At 69.6% G+C, this 21,366-nt stretch carries 19 protein-coding genes; 4 read left to right on the plus strand and 15 right to left on the minus strand.

The window, feature by feature from the left end; translation table 11 throughout:
- Positions 1-73 precede the first annotated feature (73 nt).
- The 4 genes from infB to rimP all read right to left on the minus strand — a co-directional run bounded on the left by infB (position 74) and on the right by rimP (position 5,098).
- Positions 74-2,962, minus strand: coding sequence for a translation initiation factor IF-2 (gene infB / locus OK17_RS02045; protein WP_461416522.1), 2,889 nt, complete (start codon positions 2,960-2,962; stop codon positions 74-76).
- A 131-nt stretch (positions 2,963-3,093) separates the two neighbouring features.
- Positions 3,094-3,399 (minus strand): YlxR family protein, encoded by a 306-nt coding sequence (locus tag OK17_RS02050; protein ID WP_307827302.1) that lies wholly within the window; start codon positions 3,397-3,399, stop codon positions 3,094-3,096.
- A 52-nt stretch (positions 3,400-3,451) separates the two neighbouring features.
- Positions 3,452-4,462, minus strand: coding sequence for a transcription termination factor NusA (nusA, locus tag OK17_RS02055; protein ID WP_461416523.1), 1,011 nt, complete (start codon positions 4,460-4,462; stop codon positions 3,452-3,454).
- A gap of 66 nt (positions 4,463-4,528) precedes the next feature.
- Positions 4,529-5,098, minus strand: a complete 570-nt coding sequence (gene rimP, locus OK17_RS02060; protein ID WP_461416524.1) for a ribosome maturation factor RimP — start codon at positions 5,096-5,098, stop codon at positions 4,529-4,531.
- A gap of 116 nt (positions 5,099-5,214) precedes the next feature.
- Here rimP and OK17_RS02065 point away from each other — a divergent pair, with 116 nt between their 5' ends.
- Both OK17_RS02065 and OK17_RS02070 read left to right on the plus strand, forming a co-directional pair.
- Complete coding sequence (locus OK17_RS02065; RefSeq protein ID WP_461416525.1) at positions 5,215-5,718, plus strand: hypothetical protein; 504 nt, start codon at positions 5,215-5,217, stop codon at positions 5,716-5,718.
- Entirely contained in the window at positions 5,715-6,179 is a 465-nt protein-coding gene (locus OK17_RS02070; RefSeq protein ID WP_461416526.1) for a ferritin-like domain-containing protein, read from the plus strand. The genes OK17_RS02065 and OK17_RS02070 overlap by 4 nt, the downstream gene beginning before the upstream one ends.
- 21 nt (positions 6,180-6,200) lie before the next feature.
- Here the strand turns inward: OK17_RS02070 and OK17_RS02075 are convergent, their stop codons facing one another.
- Positions 6,201-7,931, minus strand: a complete 1,731-nt coding sequence (locus OK17_RS02075; RefSeq protein ID WP_461416609.1) for a proline--tRNA ligase — start codon at positions 7,929-7,931, stop codon at positions 6,201-6,203.
- On the opposite strand from OK17_RS02075, the gene yaaA reads away from it, so the two are divergent.
- Entirely contained in the window at positions 7,930-8,712 is a 783-nt protein-coding gene (gene yaaA, locus OK17_RS02080) for a peroxide stress protein YaaA (RefSeq protein ID WP_461416527.1), read from the plus strand. The two genes, OK17_RS02075 and yaaA, sit on opposite strands and share 2 nt — an antisense overlap.
- On the opposite strand, the gene OK17_RS02085 is transcribed toward yaaA, so the two are convergent.
- The 4 genes from OK17_RS02085 to OK17_RS02100 form a co-directional block, all read right to left on the minus strand.
- Complete coding sequence (locus OK17_RS02085) at positions 8,713-10,212, minus strand: DHA2 family efflux MFS transporter permease subunit (protein WP_461416528.1); 1,500 nt, start codon at positions 10,210-10,212, stop codon at positions 8,713-8,715.
- A 71-nt stretch (positions 10,213-10,283) separates the two neighbouring features.
- Positions 10,284-11,483, minus strand: coding sequence for a uroporphyrinogen-III C-methyltransferase (gene cobA, locus OK17_RS02090; protein ID WP_461416529.1), 1,200 nt, complete (start codon positions 11,481-11,483; stop codon positions 10,284-10,286).
- A 76-nt stretch (positions 11,484-11,559) separates the two neighbouring features.
- Entirely contained in the window at positions 11,560-11,814 is a 255-nt protein-coding gene (locus tag OK17_RS02095; RefSeq protein WP_461416530.1) for a hypothetical protein, read from the minus strand.
- Positions 11,811-12,806, minus strand: a complete 996-nt coding sequence (locus OK17_RS02100) for an acyl-ACP desaturase (protein ID WP_461416531.1) — start codon at positions 12,804-12,806, stop codon at positions 11,811-11,813. The genes OK17_RS02095 and OK17_RS02100 overlap by 4 nt, the downstream gene beginning before the upstream one ends.
- 208 nt (positions 12,807-13,014) lie before the next feature.
- Here OK17_RS02100 and OK17_RS02105 point away from each other — a divergent pair, with 208 nt between their 5' ends.
- Positions 13,015-13,680, plus strand: a complete 666-nt coding sequence (locus tag OK17_RS02105; RefSeq protein WP_461416532.1) for a response regulator — start codon at positions 13,015-13,017, stop codon at positions 13,678-13,680.
- Here the strand turns inward: OK17_RS02105 and OK17_RS02110 are convergent.
- The 6 genes from OK17_RS02110 to mqo are packed head-to-tail and all read right to left on the minus strand — an operon-like array spanning position 13,677 to position 21,355.
- On the minus strand, positions 13,677-15,308 hold the full coding sequence (locus tag OK17_RS02110; RefSeq protein ID WP_461416610.1) for a GAF domain-containing sensor histidine kinase: 1,632 nt from the start codon (positions 15,306-15,308) through the stop codon (positions 13,677-13,679). The genes OK17_RS02105 and OK17_RS02110 overlap by 4 nt on opposite strands.
- The gene (locus tag OK17_RS02115; RefSeq protein ID WP_461416533.1) at positions 15,305-16,762 is read right to left on the minus strand and encodes a cobyrinate a,c-diamide synthase; all 1,458 of its coding nucleotides are present in this window, start codon (positions 16,760-16,762) and stop codon (positions 15,305-15,307) included. Before OK17_RS02115 ends, OK17_RS02110 begins: the two co-directional genes overlap by 4 nt.
- Positions 16,756-17,373, minus strand: a complete 618-nt coding sequence (cobO, locus tag OK17_RS02120) for a cob(I)yrinic acid a,c-diamide adenosyltransferase (RefSeq protein WP_461416534.1) — start codon at positions 17,371-17,373, stop codon at positions 16,756-16,758. Before cobO ends, OK17_RS02115 begins: the two co-directional genes overlap by 7 nt.
- 24 nt (positions 17,374-17,397) lie before the next feature.
- A complete protein-coding gene (locus OK17_RS02125; RefSeq protein ID WP_461416535.1) occupies positions 17,398-19,302 on the minus strand; it encodes a VWA domain-containing protein in 1,905 nt (634 codons plus the stop codon).
- Entirely contained in the window at positions 19,299-19,796 is a 498-nt protein-coding gene (locus OK17_RS02130) for a GNAT family N-acetyltransferase (protein WP_461416536.1), read from the minus strand. The genes OK17_RS02125 and OK17_RS02130 overlap by 4 nt, the downstream gene beginning before the upstream one ends.
- A gap of 32 nt (positions 19,797-19,828) precedes the next feature.
- Entirely contained in the window at positions 19,829-21,355 is a 1,527-nt protein-coding gene (gene mqo / locus OK17_RS02135; protein ID WP_461416537.1) for a malate dehydrogenase (quinone), read from the minus strand.
- Positions 21,356-21,366 lie beyond the last annotated feature (11 nt).

Consider the following 21,366-nt stretch of genomic DNA (forward strand, 5'->3'; position numbering starts at 1 on the left):
GCCGTGCGCGCCGGCCCGGTGTCGGGCCGACGCGCACGGGCGTGGGTCGAGAGAGCTCAGAAGCGCACGCGCATCAGTCGCGCGGCTTCTCCTGCAGCTCGTACGTCTCGATCACGTCGCCAACCTTGATGTCGGAGTACGTCAGCGTGAGACCACATTCGTAGCCTTCGCGAACCTCGGTGGCATCGTCCTTCTCGCGCTTGAGCGACGACACGGTGAGGTTCTCGGCGACCACGACGTTGTCGCGCAGCAGGCGGGCCTTGGCGTTGCGACGCATGATGCCCGACTGCACGAGACAACCGGCGATGTTGCCGACCTTCGACGACTTGAAGATGGCGCGGATCTCGGCGCGGCCGAGCTCCACCTCTTCGTAGATCGGCTTGAGCATGCCCTTGAGCGCGCTCTCGATCTCGTCGATGGCCTGGTAGATCACCGAGTAGTACCGGATGTCGACGCCCTCGCGGTTGGCCAGCTCGGTGGCCTTGCCCTCCGCGCGGACGTTGAAGCCGATGATGATCGCATCCGAGGCCGCCGCCAGGTTGACGTTGGTCTCGGTGACGCCACCGACACCGCGGTCGATGATCCGCAGCGACACCTCGTCGCCCATCTCGATGCCCAGCAGGGCCTCTTCGAGGGCCTCGACCGTACCGCTGTTGTCACCCTTGAGGATGAGGTTGAGCTGGCTGGTCTCCTTGAGAGCCGAATCCAGGTCTTCCAGGCTGATCCGCTTGCGGCTGCGCGCGGCCAGCGCATTGCGCTTACGCGCGTTGCGACGGTCGGCGATCTGCCGGGCGATGCGGTCCTCCTCGACCACGAGCAGGTTGTCGCCTGCACCGGGGACAGAGGTGAAACCGATGACCTGGACCGGACGCGAAGGCAGTGCCTCGGCCACGTCCTCGCCGTGCTCGTCGACCATGCGACGGACACGACCGTAGGCGTCACCGGCGACGATCGAGTCGCCGACGCGGAGCGTTCCGCGCTGGACCAGCACGGTCGCCACCGGGCCGCGGCCACGGTCGAGGTGCGCCTCGATGGCGACACCCTGGGCGTCCATGTCCGGGTTGGCACGCAGGTCGAGCGATGCGTCCGCGGTGAGCAGCACGGCCTCGAGCAGTGCGTCGATGTTCTCGCCCTGCTTGGCCGAGATGTCGACGAACATGGCGTCGCCGCCGTACTCCTCGGGGATCAGGCCGTACTCGGTCAGCTGTCCGCGGATCTTCTGCGGATCGGCGCCTTCCTTGTCGATCTTGTTCACCGCGACCACGATCGGCACGTCTGCTGCCTGCGCGTGGTTGACCGCCTCCACCGTCTGCGGCATGACGCCGTCGTCGGCCGCGACCACGAGGATCGCGATGTCGGTGGCCTTGGCACCACGTGCACGCATGGCGGTGAACGCCTCGTGACCCGGGGTGTCGATGAAGGTGATCAGGCGATCCTCACCGTTGAGGTGGGTGTTCACCTGGTAGGCACCGATGTGCTGCGTGATGCCGCCGGCCTCGCCCTCGCGGACGTTCGCCTTACGGATCGTGTCGAGCAGTCGGGTCTTACCGTGATCGACGTGGCCCATGACGGTGACCACCGGCGGACGCTGCGCGAGATCTTCCTCGCCGCCCTCGTCCTCGCCGTAGGTGAGGTCGAAGCTGTCGAGCAGCTCGCGGTCCTCGTCCTCCGGGCTGACGACCTGGACGCGGTAGTTCATCTCCGAGCCGAGCAGCTCGAGCGTCTCGTCGTTGACCGACTCGGTCGCCGTCACCATCTCGCCGAGGTTGAACAGCGCCTGGACCAGCGATGCCGGGTTGGCGTCGATCTTGTCGGCGAAGTCCGACAGCGAGGCACCACGGGCGAGACGGATGACCTCGCCGTTGCCGCGCGGAAGCCTGACGCCACCGACGGCCGGAGCCTGCATGTTCTCGTATTCGGCGCGTTTTGCGCGCTTCGACTTGCGGCCCCTGCGGGGAGCGCCACCGGGACGTCCGAACGCACCCGCGGCTCCACCGCGACCGCGTCCTCCGCCGCCACCGCCGCCGGGACGGCCGCGGAAGCCACCACCTGCGGGTGCACCGGGTGCACCGCCGCCGCCACCGGGGCCGCCGCGGTAACCACCGCCGCCTCCGCCGCGACCACCGCCGGCGCCGGCTCCGCCACGACCACCCGGACGGGCGTCAGGACGAGCCGCGCGCGAGGGCATCGCACCGGGGCTGGGACGAGGGGGCATGTTGCCCGGGTTGGGACGGGGACCGCCCTGACCGGGAGCCGGACGGCCGCCGCCGGGACGCGGACCACCCTGTCCGGCGGCACCGGGACGGCCACCGCCGGGACGCGGACCGCCCTGACCGGGGCCGCCGGGGCGAGCCGCCGGACGCGGCGCGGGAGCCGGAGCCGAGGAGTACGGGTTGTTGCCGACACGCGGGGCACGCGGGCCGGGCTTGGGACCGGGGCGAGGACCCGGGGCCTTGGTCGGCGGCGTGGGTGCTGCCGACGCGGCGGGTGCCTGAGGTGCGGCGGGTGCCGGCGCCTGAGGTGCCGGGGCCGCGGGCTTGGGTGCACCGGGGGTCGGGGCCGTGCTGGGACGCGCGGCCGCCGGTGCGGGGGTCTCGACCGGGGCGGGACCCGGCTTCGGGCCGCCCGGCTTGGGTGCGCCCGACTGGGGCGCGCTGGTCTGGGGTCCCGGGGCGGGATGCTCGGCCGGCGCTGCCGGGGCGGCACCGGGCTTCGGCGCACCGGACGGCTTCGGTCCGGGCTTGGCCGACTGGCGAGGACCGGGTGCCGACGACGATCCGCCGTCCTTGGCTCCCCCGTCCTTGCCGGGGAATGATTCACGCAGTCGACGGGCCACGGGGGCCTCTACCGTCGACGACGCCGATTTGACGAACTCGCCCTGTTCCTTCAGGCGCTCGAGCACCTGCTTGCTCGTAACACCGAGCTCCTTGGCCAGTTCGTGCACGCGGGCTTTGCCTGCCACTGCTCTCCTTTGCTGGAGGCCAAGCGGCTAACCCGCTACGGCCTCGATTTATGTCCGGTACATGCTCATCGTGGGGACTTCACGGTGTGCTCATGTCTTCTGCAACCTGTTCCGGCTCCGGGGAGCCATCTTTAGTGGGTGATCACGCCGAGCTGTTCGGCGAGATCGTCCGGGTCCGCGGTCAGACCGGGGGTCCGGAGTGCCGCGGCGAAGGCCCTGCGTCGCGTCGCGACGGAGATGCACTCCGCCCTCGCATGCAACCAAGCGCCACGTCCCGGCATGGTCTTCGCGGGATCGGCCACGAGCACTGGGATATCACCACGCTGTTGCGTGACGACACGAACCAACTCGGTGGCCTCTGCCCGTTGCCGGCAACCGATACACATCCTTACCGGCCTGTGATTGGTTGACGTGCGGGGGGCGGATCGCTGAACCATCGATCAGTCTAGCGCGACCGGGTGGGTTGCGAACAATCGGCTGTCACTCGTGTCACTCGGCTCCCCCCTCGACCGCGGGGGCTGCGTCGGAGCGGATGTCGATCCGCCAACCGGTCAGCCGGGCGGCCAGACGAGCGTTCTGCCCCTCCTTGCCGATGGCTAGGGAGAGCTGATAATCCGGTACCACGACCCGGGCCGCCTTCGCGGCCGCGTCGACCACGGTGACCGATACAACCTTCGCCGGGGACAGCGCATTCCCGACGAACACACCGGGATCGGAGTCGAAGTCGATGATGTCGATCTTCTCGCCCGCCAGTTCGCTCATGACGTTGCGCACACGCTGGCCCATCGGGCCGATGCAGGCGCCCTTGGCGTTGAGCCCGGCGACACCGGTGTGCACGGCGATCTTGGACCGGTGACCGGCCTCGCGGGCGACCGCGACGATCTCGACCGAGCCGTCCTCGATCTCGGGCACCTCGAGCGAGAACAGCTTGCGGACCAGGTTCGGGTGGGTACGCGACAGCGTGATCTGCGGTCCGCGGGGGCCGCGGCTGACGCCGACGACGTAGCACTTGATGCGGTCGCCGTGGGTGTAGACCTCGCCGGGTACCTGCTCGGCGGGCGGGATGACGCCCTCGGTGCTGTTGGCATCGCTGCCGATCTGCACCACGACCATGCCGCGGGCGTTGGCGCGGGAGTCCTGCTGCACCACGCCGCCTACGATCTCGCCTTCGTGCGCCACCAGGTCGCCGAAGTTCTTCTCGTTCTCGGCATCGCGGAGGCGCTGCAGGATGACCTGGCGCGCGGTGGTGGCCGCGATCCGGCCGAAGCCCTCGGGGGTGTCGTCCCACTCGTGGACGACGTCACCGTTCTGGTCGACTTCCTGCGCCATCACGCGAACTGCACCGGATTTGCGGTTGATGTCGACACGCGCATGCGGCGCGAAGCCGTCGGTGTGACGGTAGGCGGTCAGCAGGGCGGTCTCGATGGCGGTGATGACCGTCTCGATCGAGATGCCCTTGTCGGCCTCGATCATGCGCAGTGCGCCGATGTCGATGTTCATGGGGTCTGGCTCCTATTCACTTGTCGCCGCTGTTCACTTGTCACTGCTGTTCAGTTCTTCGGTTGTTCAGTTGTTCGGTTGCGTGCGGTCGCGCGTCCGGCGGCGCTCGATCTCGTCGGCGTCGAGGCCGCAGAGTTCGAGTTCGGCGACACTCGGCTGCGAGAAGTCGACCTGCACCACGGCTCTCGTCACGGCCTCGAGCGGGATGGTCTCCACCGCGATCCGTCCGCGGTGGTTCATCACGATCTCGACGTTCGTCTCGTCGAGCTTGCCGATGCGGCCGGCGAGGGTCCGCTCCTCGCTCCCCTCGTTCGGGGCGACGTCGATGGCGACGCGGCGTCCGGTGTTGCGACGCCAGTGCCGCGGGAGGGTCAGGGGACGATCGACGCCGGGCGAGGTCACCTCGAGGACATAGGGGTCCTCGTCGGCGAGTTCGGGAACCGCGTCGAGGACCTCGGAGATCCGGTTGGACAGATCGGCGAGGACGTCGAGATCGCTGCCGCCGTCGCGGTCGACGACGATCGTCAGTTCGTCCTGGCCGTCGCGTCGGTTGACGATGACGTCTTCGAGGTCGAAACCTTGCTCTACGACAAGCTTTTCGACGAGTTCACTCACCTGCGGCGGGCTGATCGGCATGCCACTCTCCTCGTCTTCAGTTGTCGGGCCGTGCAAGGTCTCGCACGAAGTTGCTCCGACACATCCTAGTGGATCCCGAGGCATGCCCCGACCACCTTCGTTCCGCGGCTGGCATCATGTGTCGCGTGACCACATTGGATCGGCGCACCGTGCTGCGCGGAGGACTCGTGGCAGGGGTCGCGGTGGCCGGCCTGGGCGCGGTCGGCGTGTCGGGCTGCAGCACCGGACCGTCGGAGGAGACCATCACCGCCGAACGGCTGATACCGCTCGTGCGCAGTGCCCTCGCCGACGAGAAGAGCGCCCGATCACTCGCCGGCGCCGAACCCCGATATGCCGCAGCCCTCGCCGTCGTCGCAGATCAGCGCGCCGAGCACGCCCGAGCGCTGCGTGAGGAGATCATCCGCCTGGACCAGGACGTCGCGGCCACCATCGACGAACCGGCCCCTTCGGCTGCACCGGCACCGGCCGGGCCGCCGACCCTGGTGGGCCTGCGCGCCGGACTCGAGCAGTCCTCCGGCGAGGCGCGTGATGTGGCGATCTCCCTGTCCGGATACCCGGCCGGCCTGGCCGGATCGGTCGCGGCCGCCGTGACCTCGATGCGAGAGGTGCAACTGGCATGACCAGCCCCGTCCCCTCCCCGGTGGCCGACACCGACGATCCGCTCGTCGTCGCCGCCGACGCCGAGAACGCCGCGATCTTCACCTACGGGGTGATCACCGCATTCGTCGCGGCCGCGCGCCGCCGCATGGTCGGCGACTACGCCGCCGAGCACCGCGCCCGCCGGGACGAGATCGACCGGGCCGTCACCGCCGCCGGCGGCACACCGCCGCTGGCCGCTGCCGGTTACACGCTCCCGGTGGAGGTCACCGACCCCGAAACCGCCGCCCGGGCAGCACTCGCCGCCGAGGTCGATTGCACCACCGCATACCGGGCGTTGCTCGAGCAGGCCGACGACGAGCCGGGGCGACGGATCGGCGTCGACGGCTTGACGGACTCCGCGGTCCGTGCCGCCACCTGGCGTGCACTGCTACAGGAAACCCCGGTCACGGTCGCGTTCCCGGGGTCTCCCGTCTCCGGCTGAGCCGGACCCGGATCGGCTCGATCAGCCGCGCACCGCGGCGACGATCGCGTCCACCGCGCCGTCGACCGCCACCTCGGCGGCCTCACCGGTGAACCGGTCGCGGATCTCGATGGTGCCGTTGGCGTAACCGCGTCCGACGACCACGACCGTCGGCATGCCGAGGAGCTCGGCATCCTTGAACTTGACGCCGGGCGAGGCCTTGCGGTCGTCGAGGAGCACCTCGAGTCCGGCGGCGTCGAGATCAGCGGCGAGCTGCTCGGCACCGGCGATCGCGGCCTCGTCCTTGTTGGCGATGACGAGGTGAACGGCGAAGGGCGCCACGGCCTTCGGCCAGCGCAGCCCCTTGTCGTCGTGCGACTGCTCGGCGATGACCGCCACCAGGCGCGACACACCGACACCGTAGGAGCCCTGGGTCAACCGCACCGGCTTGCCGTTCTCGCCGAGCACGTCGACCTCGAAGGCGTCGGTGTACTTCTGGCCGAGCTGGAAGATGTGGCCGATCTCGATACCCTTGGCGCTCACCAGCTTTCCCGCACCGTCCGGCGACGGGTCGCCGTCGCGGACCTCGGCGGCCTCGATCGTGCCGTCCGGGGTGAAGTCACGGCCGGCGACCAAACCGAACGTGTGGCGGCCGGGCTCGTCGGCGCCGGTGATCCACGACGTCCCGTCGACCACGCGGGGGTCGACGAGGTAGCGGACACCGTTGGCCTGCAAGGCCTTCGGACCGATGTACCCCTTCACCAGGAACGGGTTGGCGGTGAAGTCCTCGTCGCTGAGCAGCTCGACCTCGGCCGGCGAGACAGAGGCCTCGAGACGCTTGAAGTCCACCTCGCGGTCGCCGGGGACACCGACGCCGACGATCTCGGGATCGTCACCCGGTGCATGCAACTTCACCATGACGTTCTTGAGGGTGTCGGCGGCGGTGTACTCACCGTCGAGATTCGCATTGGCCCACTCGACCAGGCTCGCGATGGTCTCGGTGCCCGGGGTGTCGTGCACGACCGCCTCGGGCAGCCCCTCGATCGGCTTCGGGTCGGGCGCATGCGTGACGACCGCCTCGACGTTGGCCGCGTAACCCGACTCCAGGCATCGCACGAAGGTGTCCTCGCCGACCTCGGACTCGGCGAGAAACTCCTCGGAGGCGCTGCCGCCCATCGCGCCGGAGGTGGCGGAGACGATGACGTACTTGATCGCGAGGCGCTCGAAGATCTTCTGGTAGGCCTCGCGGTGCAGGTTGTAGGCCTTCTTGAGTCCGTCGTCGTCGAGGTCGAAGGAGTAGGCGTCCTTCATCACGAACTCGCGGCCGCGGAGGATACCGGCGCGCGGGCGCTCCTCGTCGCGGTACTTGGTCTGGATCTGGTACAGGATGACCGGCATGTCCTTGTAGGACGAGTACTCGCCCTTGACCAGGGTCGCGAAGAGCTCCTCGTGCGTGGGTCCGAGGAGCATGTCGGCACCCTTGCGGTCCTTGAGGCGGAACAGGGCGTCGCCGTACTCGGTCCAGCGGTTGGTGGCCTCGTACGGTTCGCGCGGCAGCAGCGCCGGCAGCAGGATCTCCTGGCCGCCGATCGCGTTCATCTCCTCGCGCACCACCTTCTCGATGGCCTTGAGCACGCGCAGACCCAGCGGGAGCCAGGAGTAGACGCCGGGCGCGACGCGGCGGACATAGCCCGCTCTCACCAGCAACTTGTGGCTGGGCACCTCGGCATCGGCCGGGTCGTCGCGCAGGGTCCGCAGGAACAGGGTCGACATGCGTGTGATCACGACAAACCAGCTTAGTTATGGTGTTCCGGTGCTCGTCATCCTCCCTCCCTCCGAGACCAAATCCGACGGTGGGCACGGGGCTCCCGTCGATCTCGACACCCTGTCGTTTCCCGAGCTGAACCCTGTCCGCAAACGCATCGGTGAGGCCATCGTCGACCTCGCCTGCGACCTCGACGCGAGCCGCAAGGCACTCGGCCTGGGCGCCACCCAGCTCTCCGAGGTGGACCGCAACGCCGACCTGTGGCTCTCCCCCACCCGGCCGGCCATCGAGCGATACACCGGCGTCCTCTACGACGCCCTCGACCACGCGTCGCTCACCAAGGCGGGCAAGACCAAGGCCGCCGAACGCCTGGCCATCGGCTCGGCCCTGTTCGGTGTGGTGCGTGCGGCCGACGCGATTCCCGCCTACCGGCTGTCGGGCGGTTCGAAGCTGCCCGGCATGCCGACGCTGGCGTCGATCTGGAAGCCGGAGCTGTCCCCCGCACTCGACGCGGTGGAGGACTTCGTCGTGGACCTGCGCTCGGGGGTGTACCAGCAGCTCGGCCCGGTCAAGGGTGCGGTCACCGCGACGGTGATGACCGAGCAGCCCGACGGCTCACGCAAGGTCGTGAGTCACTTCAACAAGCACTACAAGGGCCTGATGGCGCGCGAACTAATCCGCACCCGACGCAACGTACGCGACATCGACGGTCTGGCCGCGGTCCTGTCCGACGCCGGTCAGCGCGTCGAGATCGCCACACCCGACCAGATCGTCGTCATCACCGACTGATCACTCGACGCCCGCGTCGGCTGCTTCCTGGGCGGCCTGCCCCTCGGCGACCTGTTCCGGGGTGAAACGCATGAACAGCACGACGATCGCGGCGATGACCGCGATGCCGGCGCAGGACGCGAAGGCGAGGCCGTAGCCCTCCGCCTGGGCGGCCAGCTGAGCCGGGTTCATCGTCTCGACGGGTGCGGTGGTGCCACCCTTGGACAGCGCCCGCGACGTCACCATCGCACCGACGACGACGAGGCCGACCGCACCGCCGAGGTTCTGTGCGACCTGCGCGAGCGCGGTCAGCGGACCGATCTCGTTGGGGCCGACTCCGGCCACCACCGACAGGGTCAGCGGGATGACGGCCAGGCCCACACCGAAGCCGATCACGATGACCGGCAGGAAGATGCCCGGGAAGTAATCGGGGGCGTCCGTGGCGATCGACGAGGCGTAGAAGCAGCCGGCGAGGATGACCGCGCCGCCGACCAGGACCAGCCAGCGCGGCTGGATCATCAGCGCCAGCTTCGACGCGATCGCCGCGGCGATGCCGAGTCCGAAGGCGAAGGGCACGACGGCGAGACCGCTCTGGATCGGCGAGTACTTCAGAATTCCCTGCAGATACAGCGAGATGAAGACCGCCATGCACATCATGATCATGCTGGCGAACAGGATCGCCCCGAGCGCCGCGACGCGGGAGGTGTTGTCGAACAGCGAGAACGGCAGGATCGGGTTGGCGGCGCGGCGCTCGACCACCACGAAGGCGATGAGCGCCAGCACGCCGAGCACGAACGAGCCGATGACGACGGGCGAACCCCAGCCGTTGGGTCCCTCGTTGACACCGAGCACCAGCAAGGTGCAGCCGAGGGTGCCGAGCACCGCGCCGGGGACGTCGAGCGGCAGGCGCTCACCCTGCGATTCGCGCAGCGCGATGATCGCACCGACCACGACGACCAGGCCGATGGGCACGTTGATGAGGAACACGAGTCGCCACGACACCTCGGTCAGCACGCCGCCCAGGATCAACCCGGCGACCGAGCCGACGCCGGTCATCGCCGCATAGATGGCGAAGGCCTGGCTTCGGGGTTTGCCCGGCGCGAACGTGGTCGCGACCAGGGCCATCGCGGTCGGGGCGGCGATCGCGGCCGATGCACCCTGCAGTGCTCGTCCGACGATCAGGCTCCCCTCGTTCCACGCGAGACCGCACAGGAGTGAGGTCAGGGTGAAGGCCACGACACCGACGATGAACATCCGCTTGCGACCGAAGGTGTCGCCGAGGCGGCCACCGAGCAGCATCAGTCCGCCGAAGGCCAGGACGTAGCTGGAGATGACCCAGTTGGCGCTCGATTCGGAGAGGCTGAGGGCGTCGCGAATCCGTGGGAGGGCCAGCGCCGCGACGGTGCCGTCGAGCACCATGAGCAGCTGCATTCCGGACAGCACCAGGATCGGCAGTCCGAAGACCGGACGGAACTGGGAGGTGTCCACAGTTCCAGCGTGCACGGATCCGGGATTCGACATAAGGCACGACGGTACCGGCCGAGCGCGCCGATGTGCCAATCCCTGTTGGTTCGATGTCCCGATCGTGCGGTTCAGGCGCCTTCGGTGAACGCGGCCACCTGGCCGATGACGACGATGGCCGGCGGTCGCAGCCCCTCGGCCTCGGCGACCTCGGCGGCATGCGCGAGGTCGGTGCGCAGCAGTCGCTGCGTCGGCAGCGATCCGTTCTCGATCATGGCGACCGGGGTGTCGGCGGGCCGGCCGCCCTCGAGCAGGGCATCGGCGAAGACGTCGACGCGTTCGACGGCCATCATCAGCACGAGCGTGCCGCGCAGCTTGCCCATCGCCGACCAGTCGATCAGCGAGTCGGGGTGCCCGGGCGGGACGTGACCGGAGGCGATGACCACCTCGTGGGTGACGCCGCGGTGGGTCACCGGGATGCCGGCCGACGCGGGTGCGGCGATCGAGCTGCTGATACCGGGCACCACGGTGACCGGCACACCGGCGGCGACGCAGGCCTGCAGCTCCTCGAAGCCGCGACCGTAGACATAGGGGTCGCCGCCCTTGAGCCGGACGACGAACTTGCCCTCCTTGGCGCGCGCCACGAGGACGTCGTTGATGGCCTCCTGCTTCATCGCGCGGCCGTAGGGAACCTTGGCGGCGTCGATGATCTCGACCTGAGGGCCGAGCGATTCGAGCAGTTCGGCCGGCGCGAGACGGTCCGCGACGACGACGTCGGCCTCGGCGAGGAGTCGCTGGCCCCGCACGGTGATGAGGTCGGGATCGCCGGGGCCGCCGCCGACCAGCGCGACACCCGGGGCGTGCGGCTCGACGTCGTCGACGGTCAGCGAGCCCTCCGCCAGCGCGCGGCTGATGGCGGCGCGCAACGCGGCCGACAGCTTGTGGTCGCCACCGGCGAGGACTCCGAACTGGACGTCGCGGTGCCGGGCGGATGCCGGGGTGACCGCGGTTCCGTACTGTGCGTCGTCGGCGCGCACGCAGAAGGTGTGGCGGCGCTCGGCCTCGGCGACGACCGCCGCGTTGACCGCCGGGTCGTCGGTGCAGGCCATCACATACCAGGCACCTTCGAGGTCGCCGTCGGCGTACGCGCGGCGGGTCACGGTGATGCCCTGGAACGACTCGACGGCCGGCGTCGGATCGATGGCGATGACGTGTACGTCGGCTCCGGCCGCGATGAGGTTCGGCAGCCGACGCTGTGCGACGGAACCGCCGCCCACGACGACCACCCTGCGGCCCGCGAGGTCGAGGCCCACGAGGTAGTGACCAGACATGGGACGGAACACTACCGGGCGGCCGCCACGTCCCCGGCGGCCGCCGGTGTGATCTACAGCTGCCCTCCGGTGTGTTCTAGAGCGGCAGTTCCCCGGTACGGCGGATGTGGGCCCAGACGTCGGCGGCCGGCACGCCGAGACGGTGCGCGGCCGACTGCAGCAGCGCCCCGAGCAGCTTGGAACTGCAGTAGGCGGCGTCGAGCGCGTCGTCGGCGCCCATGCGGATCTCGTTCCACCACGCCGGGTTCCGGTCGGCGGCCGCCTCGGCCATCGAGATCGCCGTGTCGAAACCGCGATCGCAGTCCACCCGCGCCGGCTGTGTGACCGTCATGCGCGACCCCGGGCCCGCTCGCGCTGCAGGGCACGTTCGCGCGAGGCCTCGAACTTCTGGACCTTGACGTTCATGTCCTCGAGGAAGGCGGCGAGCTGTTCGCGGTAGTGCTCACCGAGCGGCCCGAAGTCCTCGCGCTCGAAGATGCGCCACTTGCGCAGCACCGGCATGACCACCTCCGACATGTGCTGCGGCAGGTCGTAGATGCCGCCCTTGGCGATGAGCACCGCGTTGCGCCGGAAGTTCGGCATGGTGGCGCCGGGCATCTGGAAGTTGGAGACGATTGCATAGATGGCGGCCATCGTCTGGTCGGGTACCAGGTCCAGGGCGCCGGCGACGATGTTGCGGTAGAAGAGCATGTGCAGGTTCTCGTCGGCCGCCACGCGCTGCAGCATGCGGTCGGCGATCGGGTCGCCGCAGGCCTTGCCGGTGTTGCGGTGCGAGACGCGGGTGGCGAGCTCCTGGAAGCTGACATAGGCGACCGCATAGAGCATGTCGAAGCTGTGGTCGCGCTGTCCGTCGTCCTCGGGCAGCGGGTTGAAGCCCGACGTCATGTGGGCCATGCGGATCTCTTCGAGCTCGACCGGGTCGACGCCGCGGGTGACGACCAGGTAGTCGCGCATCACCACCGAGTGGCGGTTCTCTTCGGCCGTCCAGCGGCCGACCCACCAGCCCCACGCGTCGTCGAGGCTGAAATTCTCGGCGATGACCCGGTGGTACGACGGCAGGTTGTCCTCGGTGAGCAGGTTGGTGATCATCGCCGCCTTGGCGGTCTCCGACAGCTGCGACTGTTCCGGGTCCCAGTCGACGCCGCCGAGCATCGCGAAGTTACGACCGGAGTCCCACGGCACGTAGTCGTGCGGATGCCAGTCCTTGGTCATCCGCATGTGACGCTCCACCTCGGTCTCGCACACGGGTAGCAGTTCGCGCAGCAGGTCCGATCCGGTCATCCCGCTGTTGGTCAGTTCCGGGGGTCCGATGAGGGTGGTCACGTGCTCTCCTGGTCCGAAGGTCGGGTGGGACAGGCGGATCGAGAATCCGTCGACAACCACTGTGCGCGCCGGGACGGGTGTTGCTCGTGGGGAGAAAGTCCCGCTTCGATGGGGGCAGACGTCGCGAATGTGGCCGGAACGCTGTCGCCGCCGACACAACGCCCCGTTGTGAGTTCTCGCAGTTGAGAAGGTCCGGTACGTTCAGACCATGGCTGACGATTCGACCCTCAAACCGGTTCGCGTCTACCTCGTCGACGACCACGAGCTCGTCCGACGCGGACTCCGCGACCTCCTCGGCACCGCAGACGACATCGAGGTCGTCGGCGAGGCGGCATCGGTCGGTGAGGCCCTCGTCGGCATCCTCGCGACCAAGCCCGATGTGGCCGTGCTCGACGTCCGGCTGCCCGACGGCAACGGTGTCGAACTCTGCCGCGACGTCCGTGCGGCCGAACCGGACGTGAAGTGCCTGATGCTGACGAGCTACGCCGACGACGACGCCCTGCTCGCCGCCGTGCTCGCCGGCGCGTCGGGCTTCGTGCTGAAGCAGATCCTCGGCCACAACCTGGTGGCCGCGGTCCGCACCGTCGGACAGGGCGGTTCGCTGCTCGACGACCGGTCGACCGCAGCCCTGCTGGCGAAGCTGCGCGACGGCAGGCAGGAGGAGAAGGACCCGCTCGCCGAGCTGACCCATCAGGAACGCGAGGTGTTCAACCTCATCGGCGAGGGCCTGACGAACCGGCAGATCGCCGAGCGGATGTTCTTGGCGGAGAAGACGATCAAGAACTACGTGTCCCGCATCCTCGGCAAGCTGGACATGCAGCGCCGCACCCAGGTCGCGGTGATGGCGACCAAACTGCGCGACGGTAGGAACTAACCGATCAGGGGTACCGACCAGGTCAGCGTGGTCCCGCCCTCCTCGCGGTTCCCGCGCGGGCGGGTCACGACGCTGAACGTCCCGTCGCATTCCTCGGCCCGGCGGGTCAGGTTCTCCAGCCCGCGATAGGTGACGTCGGTGCCGATACCGACCCCATCGTCGATGATCTCGACCGTCAGCACGTCGTCGGCACGGACCGCGACGGCGATGTGTTCTGCCTGCGCGTGCCGCAGCGCATTGCTCAGCCCCTCACGCAGCACCGCGTCGATGTGGGGCCCCAGCGTGTCCGGCACCACGGTGTCGACGGGGCCGTCGAACTGGACGCTCGGCGATATCGACGCGTGCCCGGACAGTTCGGAGACGATGTCGAGGACCCGCCGCCGCAGGGTCGCCCCGTCGGCGCCGGCGGTGACCGTCTGCAGGTCGAAGATCGACGTCCGGATCTGCGCGATCGTGCGATCGAGGTCGGTCATGATCTGTTCGAGTCGCTCGGTGGCGGCGGCGCGGTCGGTCGACCCGGCCAGCAGCGTCTGCACCGACATGCCCACCGCGAACAGGCGCTGGATCACGTGGTCGTGCAGGTCGCGCGCGATGCGGTGGCGGTCCTCGAGCACCTCGAGGTCGCGGGCGATCTGCTGCTGTTCGGCGTACACGACGGCCAGCGAGGCGATCTCGGCGACGCCGGCCAGACCGGCGATCTCCTCGGAGTCCCAGTACGGGCGATTGCGGTGGGTGATGAGCATCCAGCCGAAGGCACCCGAGGCCCGCTGCAGCGGTTGCACCGTCGTCCAACGCGCACCGCGGCGCACCAGTTCCGGCGCCATGGTGCCGGCGCGCAGGACGGTCAGCGCGTTCGCATGCGGCGCGGTGAAGCTGTCGATCTCGATCCGCTCCCCGGTGTGACCGCGCAACTCCACCTCGCCGTCGAGTTCGGTGAGGAGGAAGACGTCGACGGCACCCACCAGGTCGGCGACGTCGACACACATCCGGGACATGGTGTCCGACAGTGCGATACCGGCGAGCGGCTCCGATCCGCGCCGGGCCAGCACCTGCATCCACTGGTGCCGGGTGCGCGCCCGTTCGAAGAGTCCGGCGTTGTCGATGGCGATACCGGCGGCCACCGCGAGCACCGCCACGACTGTCTCGTCGACCTCGGAGAAGTCGTCGGCCGAGCGCTTCTCGGTCAGGTAGATACTGCCGAAAACCTCCCCGCGCACCAGGATCGGCGCACCGAGGAAGGTACGCATCGGCGGGTGGTTCGGCGGGAACCCGACCGAGGTCGGATGCGACCCGAGGTCGTGGATGCGGTGCAGTCGCGGGTCGTCGATCAGCAGACCCAGCACGCCGCGGCCGACCGGCAGGTGCCCCATCGTCGCCCGCTGCGCCTCGGTGATCCCGATGTGGACGAATTCGCTCAGACCGCCGTCGGGACCGCGCACGCCCAGCGCACCGTACTGCGCGTCCACCAGACCAGCGGCCACCTCGACGATGCGCTGCAGGGCACGGTCGAGTTCGACGCCCTGACCGACCACGAGGACGGCCTCGAGCAGCTGGCGCAGCAGCTCGGGGTCGTCCGCGCCATGGGTCGCCAGCGCGTCGAGGGTCTCGCGGAGTCGGCGTGCCGTCATGGGTGAGCCTGCGTCGAGGAGTTTGTCGGCATCGTCCACGACGAGGAGCCTACTCGGGACACGAAGCGGTACAGCGGCTCCGGGATGGCTGCCGGGTGCAGGTGCAGATACGACGCATGGACCGCGTCGGTGACGACGCCGTCGGTGGTGGGCCGGCCCTCGACGTCGCGCCAGGCCCACGCGGGCGCCGTCGCGCCGCCCACACTCACCGTGCTGCGGTGGAACTCGTGTCCGGTGACGCGCTCGCCGGCACGGAACAGCACCGAGTCTCCGACGGCCACCGCGTCGCGGTAGCCGAGAGTCAGCTTCGGTCCGAAGCTGCCGGTGATGCCGAGGACGCCGCTCATCGGGCGGTCGTCGAGGTGATCGGCCAGGTAGACCAGGCCCGCGCACTCGGCGTGGATCGGCCCGCCTGCCGCCGCGTGTGCACGCAGGTCGGCCCGCAGTTCGTGGTTGGCGCCGAGTTCCTCGGCGTGCTCCTCCGGGAAGCCGCCGCCGATGACGACGCCGGCGGTGTCCGGCGGGAGCCGGTCGCACAGCGGGTCGAACGCGACGACCTCGGCGCCCGCGGCCTCCAGCATCTCGGCGTGTTCGGCGTAGCCGAAGGTGAACGCCGCTCCCCCGGCGACGGCGACGACGGGCCGCGAAGCCGAGGCCGGTGTGCCGTCGAGGTAGGGAGCGAGGGCTTCGGCCGCCGACCAGGGCACGGCATCGGGGATCCGGCGCTGCCGGGCCGCGGCCACGATCGCCGGCAGGTCGAGTGCGTCGCGCAGGTGATCGGTCATCGACGCGACGGCGGCGACCGCGTCGGCGCTGCGCTCGGCAGCGGGGATGAGTCCGAGGTGTCGGGACGGCACGGTCAGCGACGGGTCGCGACGCAGCACGCCGAAGACCGGGACGCCGACCCGGGTACACGCCTGGCGAAGCACCATCTCGTGCCGCGGCGAGCCGACCCGGTTGAGGATGACGCCGGCGATGTGGACCGACGAGTCGTAGGACAGGAACCCGTGTAGCACCGCGGCGAGTGACTGACTGTGCCCACCTGCGTCGACGACCAGCACGACGGGCGCACCGAGTACCGCCGCGACATGTGCGGTCGAGCCGACACCCAGCGGGTCGGAGCCGCTGCCGAGCACGTCGCCGGTGATCCGGCCGTCGAACAGGCCCATCACGCCTTCGACGACAGCGATGTCGGCCCCTGCGGCGCCGTGGGCGAACAGCGGCGCGATCAGGTCCTCGCCCACCAGGTTGGGATCCAGGTTGCGGCCGGGACGCCCGGCGGCGACAGCGTGATAGCCGGGGTCGATGTAGTCCGGACCCACCTTGAACGGCGCCACCCGATGCCCGGCCGCGCGCAGCGCGCCGATCAGTCCGGTCGTCACCGTCGTCTTGCCGCTGCCCGACGACGGGGCCGCGATCACCACCGCCGGTGTCGTCCCGGGCACGGTCACCACTCGATGCCTTTCTGTCCCTTGCGGCCGACGTCCATCGGATGGGCGATCTTACGCATCTCGGTGACGAGATCCGCAGCGTCGACGAGCTTCTGCGGCGCGCGGCGACCGGTGATGACCACGTGCTGGCGTCCGGGGCGTCGGGCGAGCGTCTCGATGACCTCGTCGGTGTCGACCCAGCCCCAGTCGAGCGGATACGTGAACTCGTCGAGTACGTAGAAGTCGTGTTCGCCTGCGTCGAGCCGACGGGCGATCTCGGCCCAGCCGGCGCGTGCCGCGGCGGCGTGGTCATCAGCGTGGTCGGTGTTCGCCCGCAGCCACGACCACCCCTGGCCCATCTTGTGCCACTCCACCGGGCCGCCCGCACCGGTGTCGGTGTGGCACTGCCCGAGAGCGAGCAGCGCCGACTCCTCCCCGACCTTCCACTTGGCGCTCTTCACGAACTGGAAGACCGCGACTCGCATACCGGCGTTCCAGGCACGCATGGCCATGCCGAAGGCGGCGGTGGACTTCCCCTTGCCGTCACCGGTATGGACGGCCAGCACGGGCTGGTTCCGACGCTGGCGGGTGGTCAGGCCGTCATCGGGAACCGAAGCGGGAACCCCTTGGGGCACTGGATGTCTCCTTCGTAGCCGGAGTCAGGCCGCGCCGCGGGTCAGTGCGGTCGCGGACAGCTGGTCCATGGTCAGCAACTCGGCGCCGAGGTGTCCGGCGAGGTCGGCGGCGAGGCCGAGCCGGACCATCCCCTGCTCGCAGTCGACGACCACCGACTCGATGCCCCGGCGGCGGATCGCCGAGGCCGCGAGCCGCGCCCGTGCCGGGGCATCCCGGCCGGAGGTGGCGCGACCGTCGGTGAGGACCACGAGGAGCGGCCGGCGGTTCGGTTCGGTGCGGCGACAACGTTCGACGACGTCGCCGGCCAGGGCCAGCCCCTCGGCCAGTGGCGTCCGGCCGCCCGTGCGGATCTCGGCGAGGCGGCGCACCGCGATGTCCACCGACTTGGTGGGCGGTACGGCCAGCGTCGCGGTACCTCCGCGTGCGACGATCACGGCCACCCGGTCGCGACGCGTGTAGGAGTCCCGCAGCATCTCGACGCACAGTTCCGCCACCGCGGTCAGCCGGCGGCGGGCGGTCATCGATCCGCTCAGGTCCACCACGAACACGACGAGGTTCGATTCCTGCCCGATGCGCTCGGCGGAACGCAGGTCGGGTGCGGCGATCCGGACCGACGACTGCGGTGACCGACCTGCCGCGGCGAGGACGGTGGCAAACAGGTGCACCGGCCGGTCGTCGGTGAAGTCGACGGCGTGCGTCGTGTGTCCACGCCGGCTACGCGCCTTCGATCGGCGGCCCGGGTCGCCGTCTCCGACCCCGGTCACGCGAAGCGCACGCACCCGGCGCCCGGTCGGCGTCGGGGCGGCACCGAAGGCGGGTCCGGGGGCCGGCTGCGACCGGGCCTCCGAGTCCTCCTGCGTATCAACCTCTTTCGAGGGCCCGGAGGGGTCCGAGGACTCCCCCGGCTCCGGCGCGCCCCCACCCGGTCCGCCGTCCGGTGGTGTCGGGTCGTCGTCCGGCGCGTCGGGCGACTCGGGACCGGCGGCGTCCTGGCCGGCCGACATCGCGTCGTCGAGCTGATCGTCCGAGAGACCGGATTCGTCGAAGGGGTTGCGGCGCCTGCGGTGCGGCAGGGCGAGTTCGACGGCGGCCCGCACGTCCTCCTCGGTCACCGTCGTGGCCCCCCGCCAGGCCGCGTGTGCGGCGGCGGTGCGCGCGACGACGATGTCCCCGCGCAGTCCGTCGACGTCGAGGTGGGCGCAGATCCCGGCGATGCGGCGCAGCTCGCGCGTCGGGACCTCGACCCCGCCCACCGCGTCCCGGGCCGCGTGAATCCGCTGTGCCAGATCGTGTTCGGCTTCGGCGTACCCGGTCGCGAATCCATCCGGGTCGGCGTCGAAGGCCATCCGCCGCCGGACGACCTCGACACGTTCGTCGAGATCCTTGCCCGCGGCGACGTCGACCGCGAGCCCGAAGCGGTCGAGCAGCTGCGGGCGCAGCTCCCCCTCCTCCGGATTCATGGTGCCGACGAGCACGAAATCCGCTGCCTGCGTGTGGGATACGCCGTCACGCTCGATGGTGACGCGCCCGCTCGCGGCGGCATCGAGCAGGACGTCGACGAGATGGTCGGCGAGCAGGTTGACCTCGTCGATGTAGAGGACGCCCCGGTGGGCGCGGGCGAGGATTCCGGGGGTGAACTCCGCGCGGCCGTCGCGCAGCACGGAGGTGAGGTCGAGTGAGCCGATCACGCGGTCCTCGGTCGCGCCGATCGGCAGTTCGACGACGCGGCCGGACCGGTCGTCGCCGCCGATCAACGGGCCGAGCCCGCGCACGATGGTGGACTTGGCCGTCCCCTTCTCGCCGCGGATGAGGACGCCGCCGATGCTCGGCGAGATGGCGGACAGGACGAGCGCGAGCTTGAGCTGATCCTGTCCGACAACCGCACTGAAGGGGTAGCGGACCGGGCCCGGATCCGAGGGGTCGGTCATCGTGGGCCGGAACGGAGCATCGACACGTGCGGGATCCCGTCTTCGAGGTACTCGTCACCCTCGGCGACGAAACCGAACTTGCCGTACATCTCGGTGAGGTAGGCCTGCGCCTCGATCCGGCACGGACGGTCCCCGATCTCGTCGAGCGCGACCGTCAGGAGGCGGGCCACCAGCCCACGCCCACGATGAGCGCGTGCCGTGCAGGCACGGCCGATCCGGTACACGGTCCCACCGTCCGACCCCGGCGGCTCCTCGAGGAGTCGAAGGGTCGCCAGCACGGCGTCGTCGTCGGGTTCGCCGCTCTCGGTGATCCAGAACTGACGTGTCGTCGGCTCCAGGTCACGACCGTCGATCTCCGGGTACGGACAGGCCTGCTCCACGACGAACACGTCGACCCGGAGCCGCAGGATCCGGTACAGCGTGGCCGCGTCGATCTCGGCAGCCGTACTCCGGTGTACCTGCGGGCGCTGGTCTTGCTGCGGTTCAGGACTCATGTGTCGTGGTTAGCACAGATGACCGCCCGGGATCACCCCGCGGTGGCGGGGGCCAGCGAGCCGGACTCGACGGTGCTCGCGTCGCGACCGGTCAGCCGCAGGGACTTGTTGGTCCAGTCCCACACCTGTCGGTACAGGTCACGGTTGCCGTTGAGCTTCTGACCGAACGACGGGATGATCTCGGTGAGCTTCGACGACCAGCCGGCGTATTCGGTCGGGAAGCACTTCTCGAGCACCGAGAGCATCGCGGGGACGGCGGTCGACGCGCCCGGGGACGCACCGAGCAGGCCGGACATGGTGCCGTCCTCGGAGGTCACGACGGCCGTGCCGAACTCCAGCTTGCCGCCGACACCGGTCTTGCGGATGACCTGGACGCGCTGACCGGCGGTGATGAGCTCCCAGTCGGCGCCGAGTGCACGCGGCACGAACTCCGACAGCGTGTTGACGCGGTCAGCCTTGTTCGCGGCGAGCTCGCTGATGAGGTACTTGAGCAGGCCGAACTCCTGCGGCGCGATCGACACCATCGGCAGCAGGTTGCCGGGCTTGATCGAGGCGGGCAGGTCCGTGATCTTGCCCGACTTGAGGAACTTGGGCGACCAGCCGGCGTACGGGCCGAACAGCAGACCCGGCTTGTGGTTGATCACACGGGTATCGAGGTGCGGCACCGACATCGGCGGCGCACCCACGGCGGCCTGGCCGTAGACCTTGGCCTGGTGCTCACCGATGAGGTCGGGGTTGGTGCAGCGGAAGAACTCGCCCGAGACGGGGAAGCCGCCGAAGCCCTTGGCCTCTTTGATTCCCGACTTCTGCAGCAGGTGCAGCGCACCGCCGCCGGCACCGACGAAGACGAACTTCGCGTGGACCTTCAGGACGTCGCCGGTGCGGCCATTGCGGACCTTGACGATCCAGCTGCCGTCGGACTGCTTGGACAGGTTGGTCACCGAGTGACCGAAGTAGATGTCGGCGCCCTGCGCGACGTGGTTGAGCAGCTGCTGGGTCAGCGCACCGAAGTCGACGTCGGTGCCCTGGTCGAACCAGTTCAGCGCGACGGGGTCGGAGAAGTCGCGACCGGCCGACATCAGCGGGAGACGCTTGGTGAACTCGGCGGGGTCGTCGATGAACTCCATGCCCTCGAACAGGGTCTGGCCTGCGAGGTTGTCGTAGCGCTTGCGCAGGTACTTCACGCCGGCGTCACCGTGGGTGAAGGCGACGTGCGGGATCGGGTTGATGAACTCCGAGGGATCACCGAGGATGCCCTTGTCGACCGCGTGGGCCCAGAACTGGCGCGACACCTGGAACTGCTCGTTGATGTTGAGCGCCTTGGTGATGTCGACGTTGCCGTCGGCGGTCTGGGGCGTGTAGTTGAGCTCACACAGCGCCGAGTGTCCGGTGCCCGCGTTGTTCCACGGGTCGCTGCTCTCGGCCGCCGCGGCGTCGAGCCGTTCGAACAGGCTGATCGACCAATCAGGCTGCAGCTGACGGAGAAGAGCTCCCAGGGTGGCACTCATGATGCCTGCACCCACCAAAGCCACGTCGGTCTTGATCACCGTTTTCGACACCTGGACTCCAC

It is taken from the genome of Gordonia sp. GN26, from assembly GCF_054823965.1.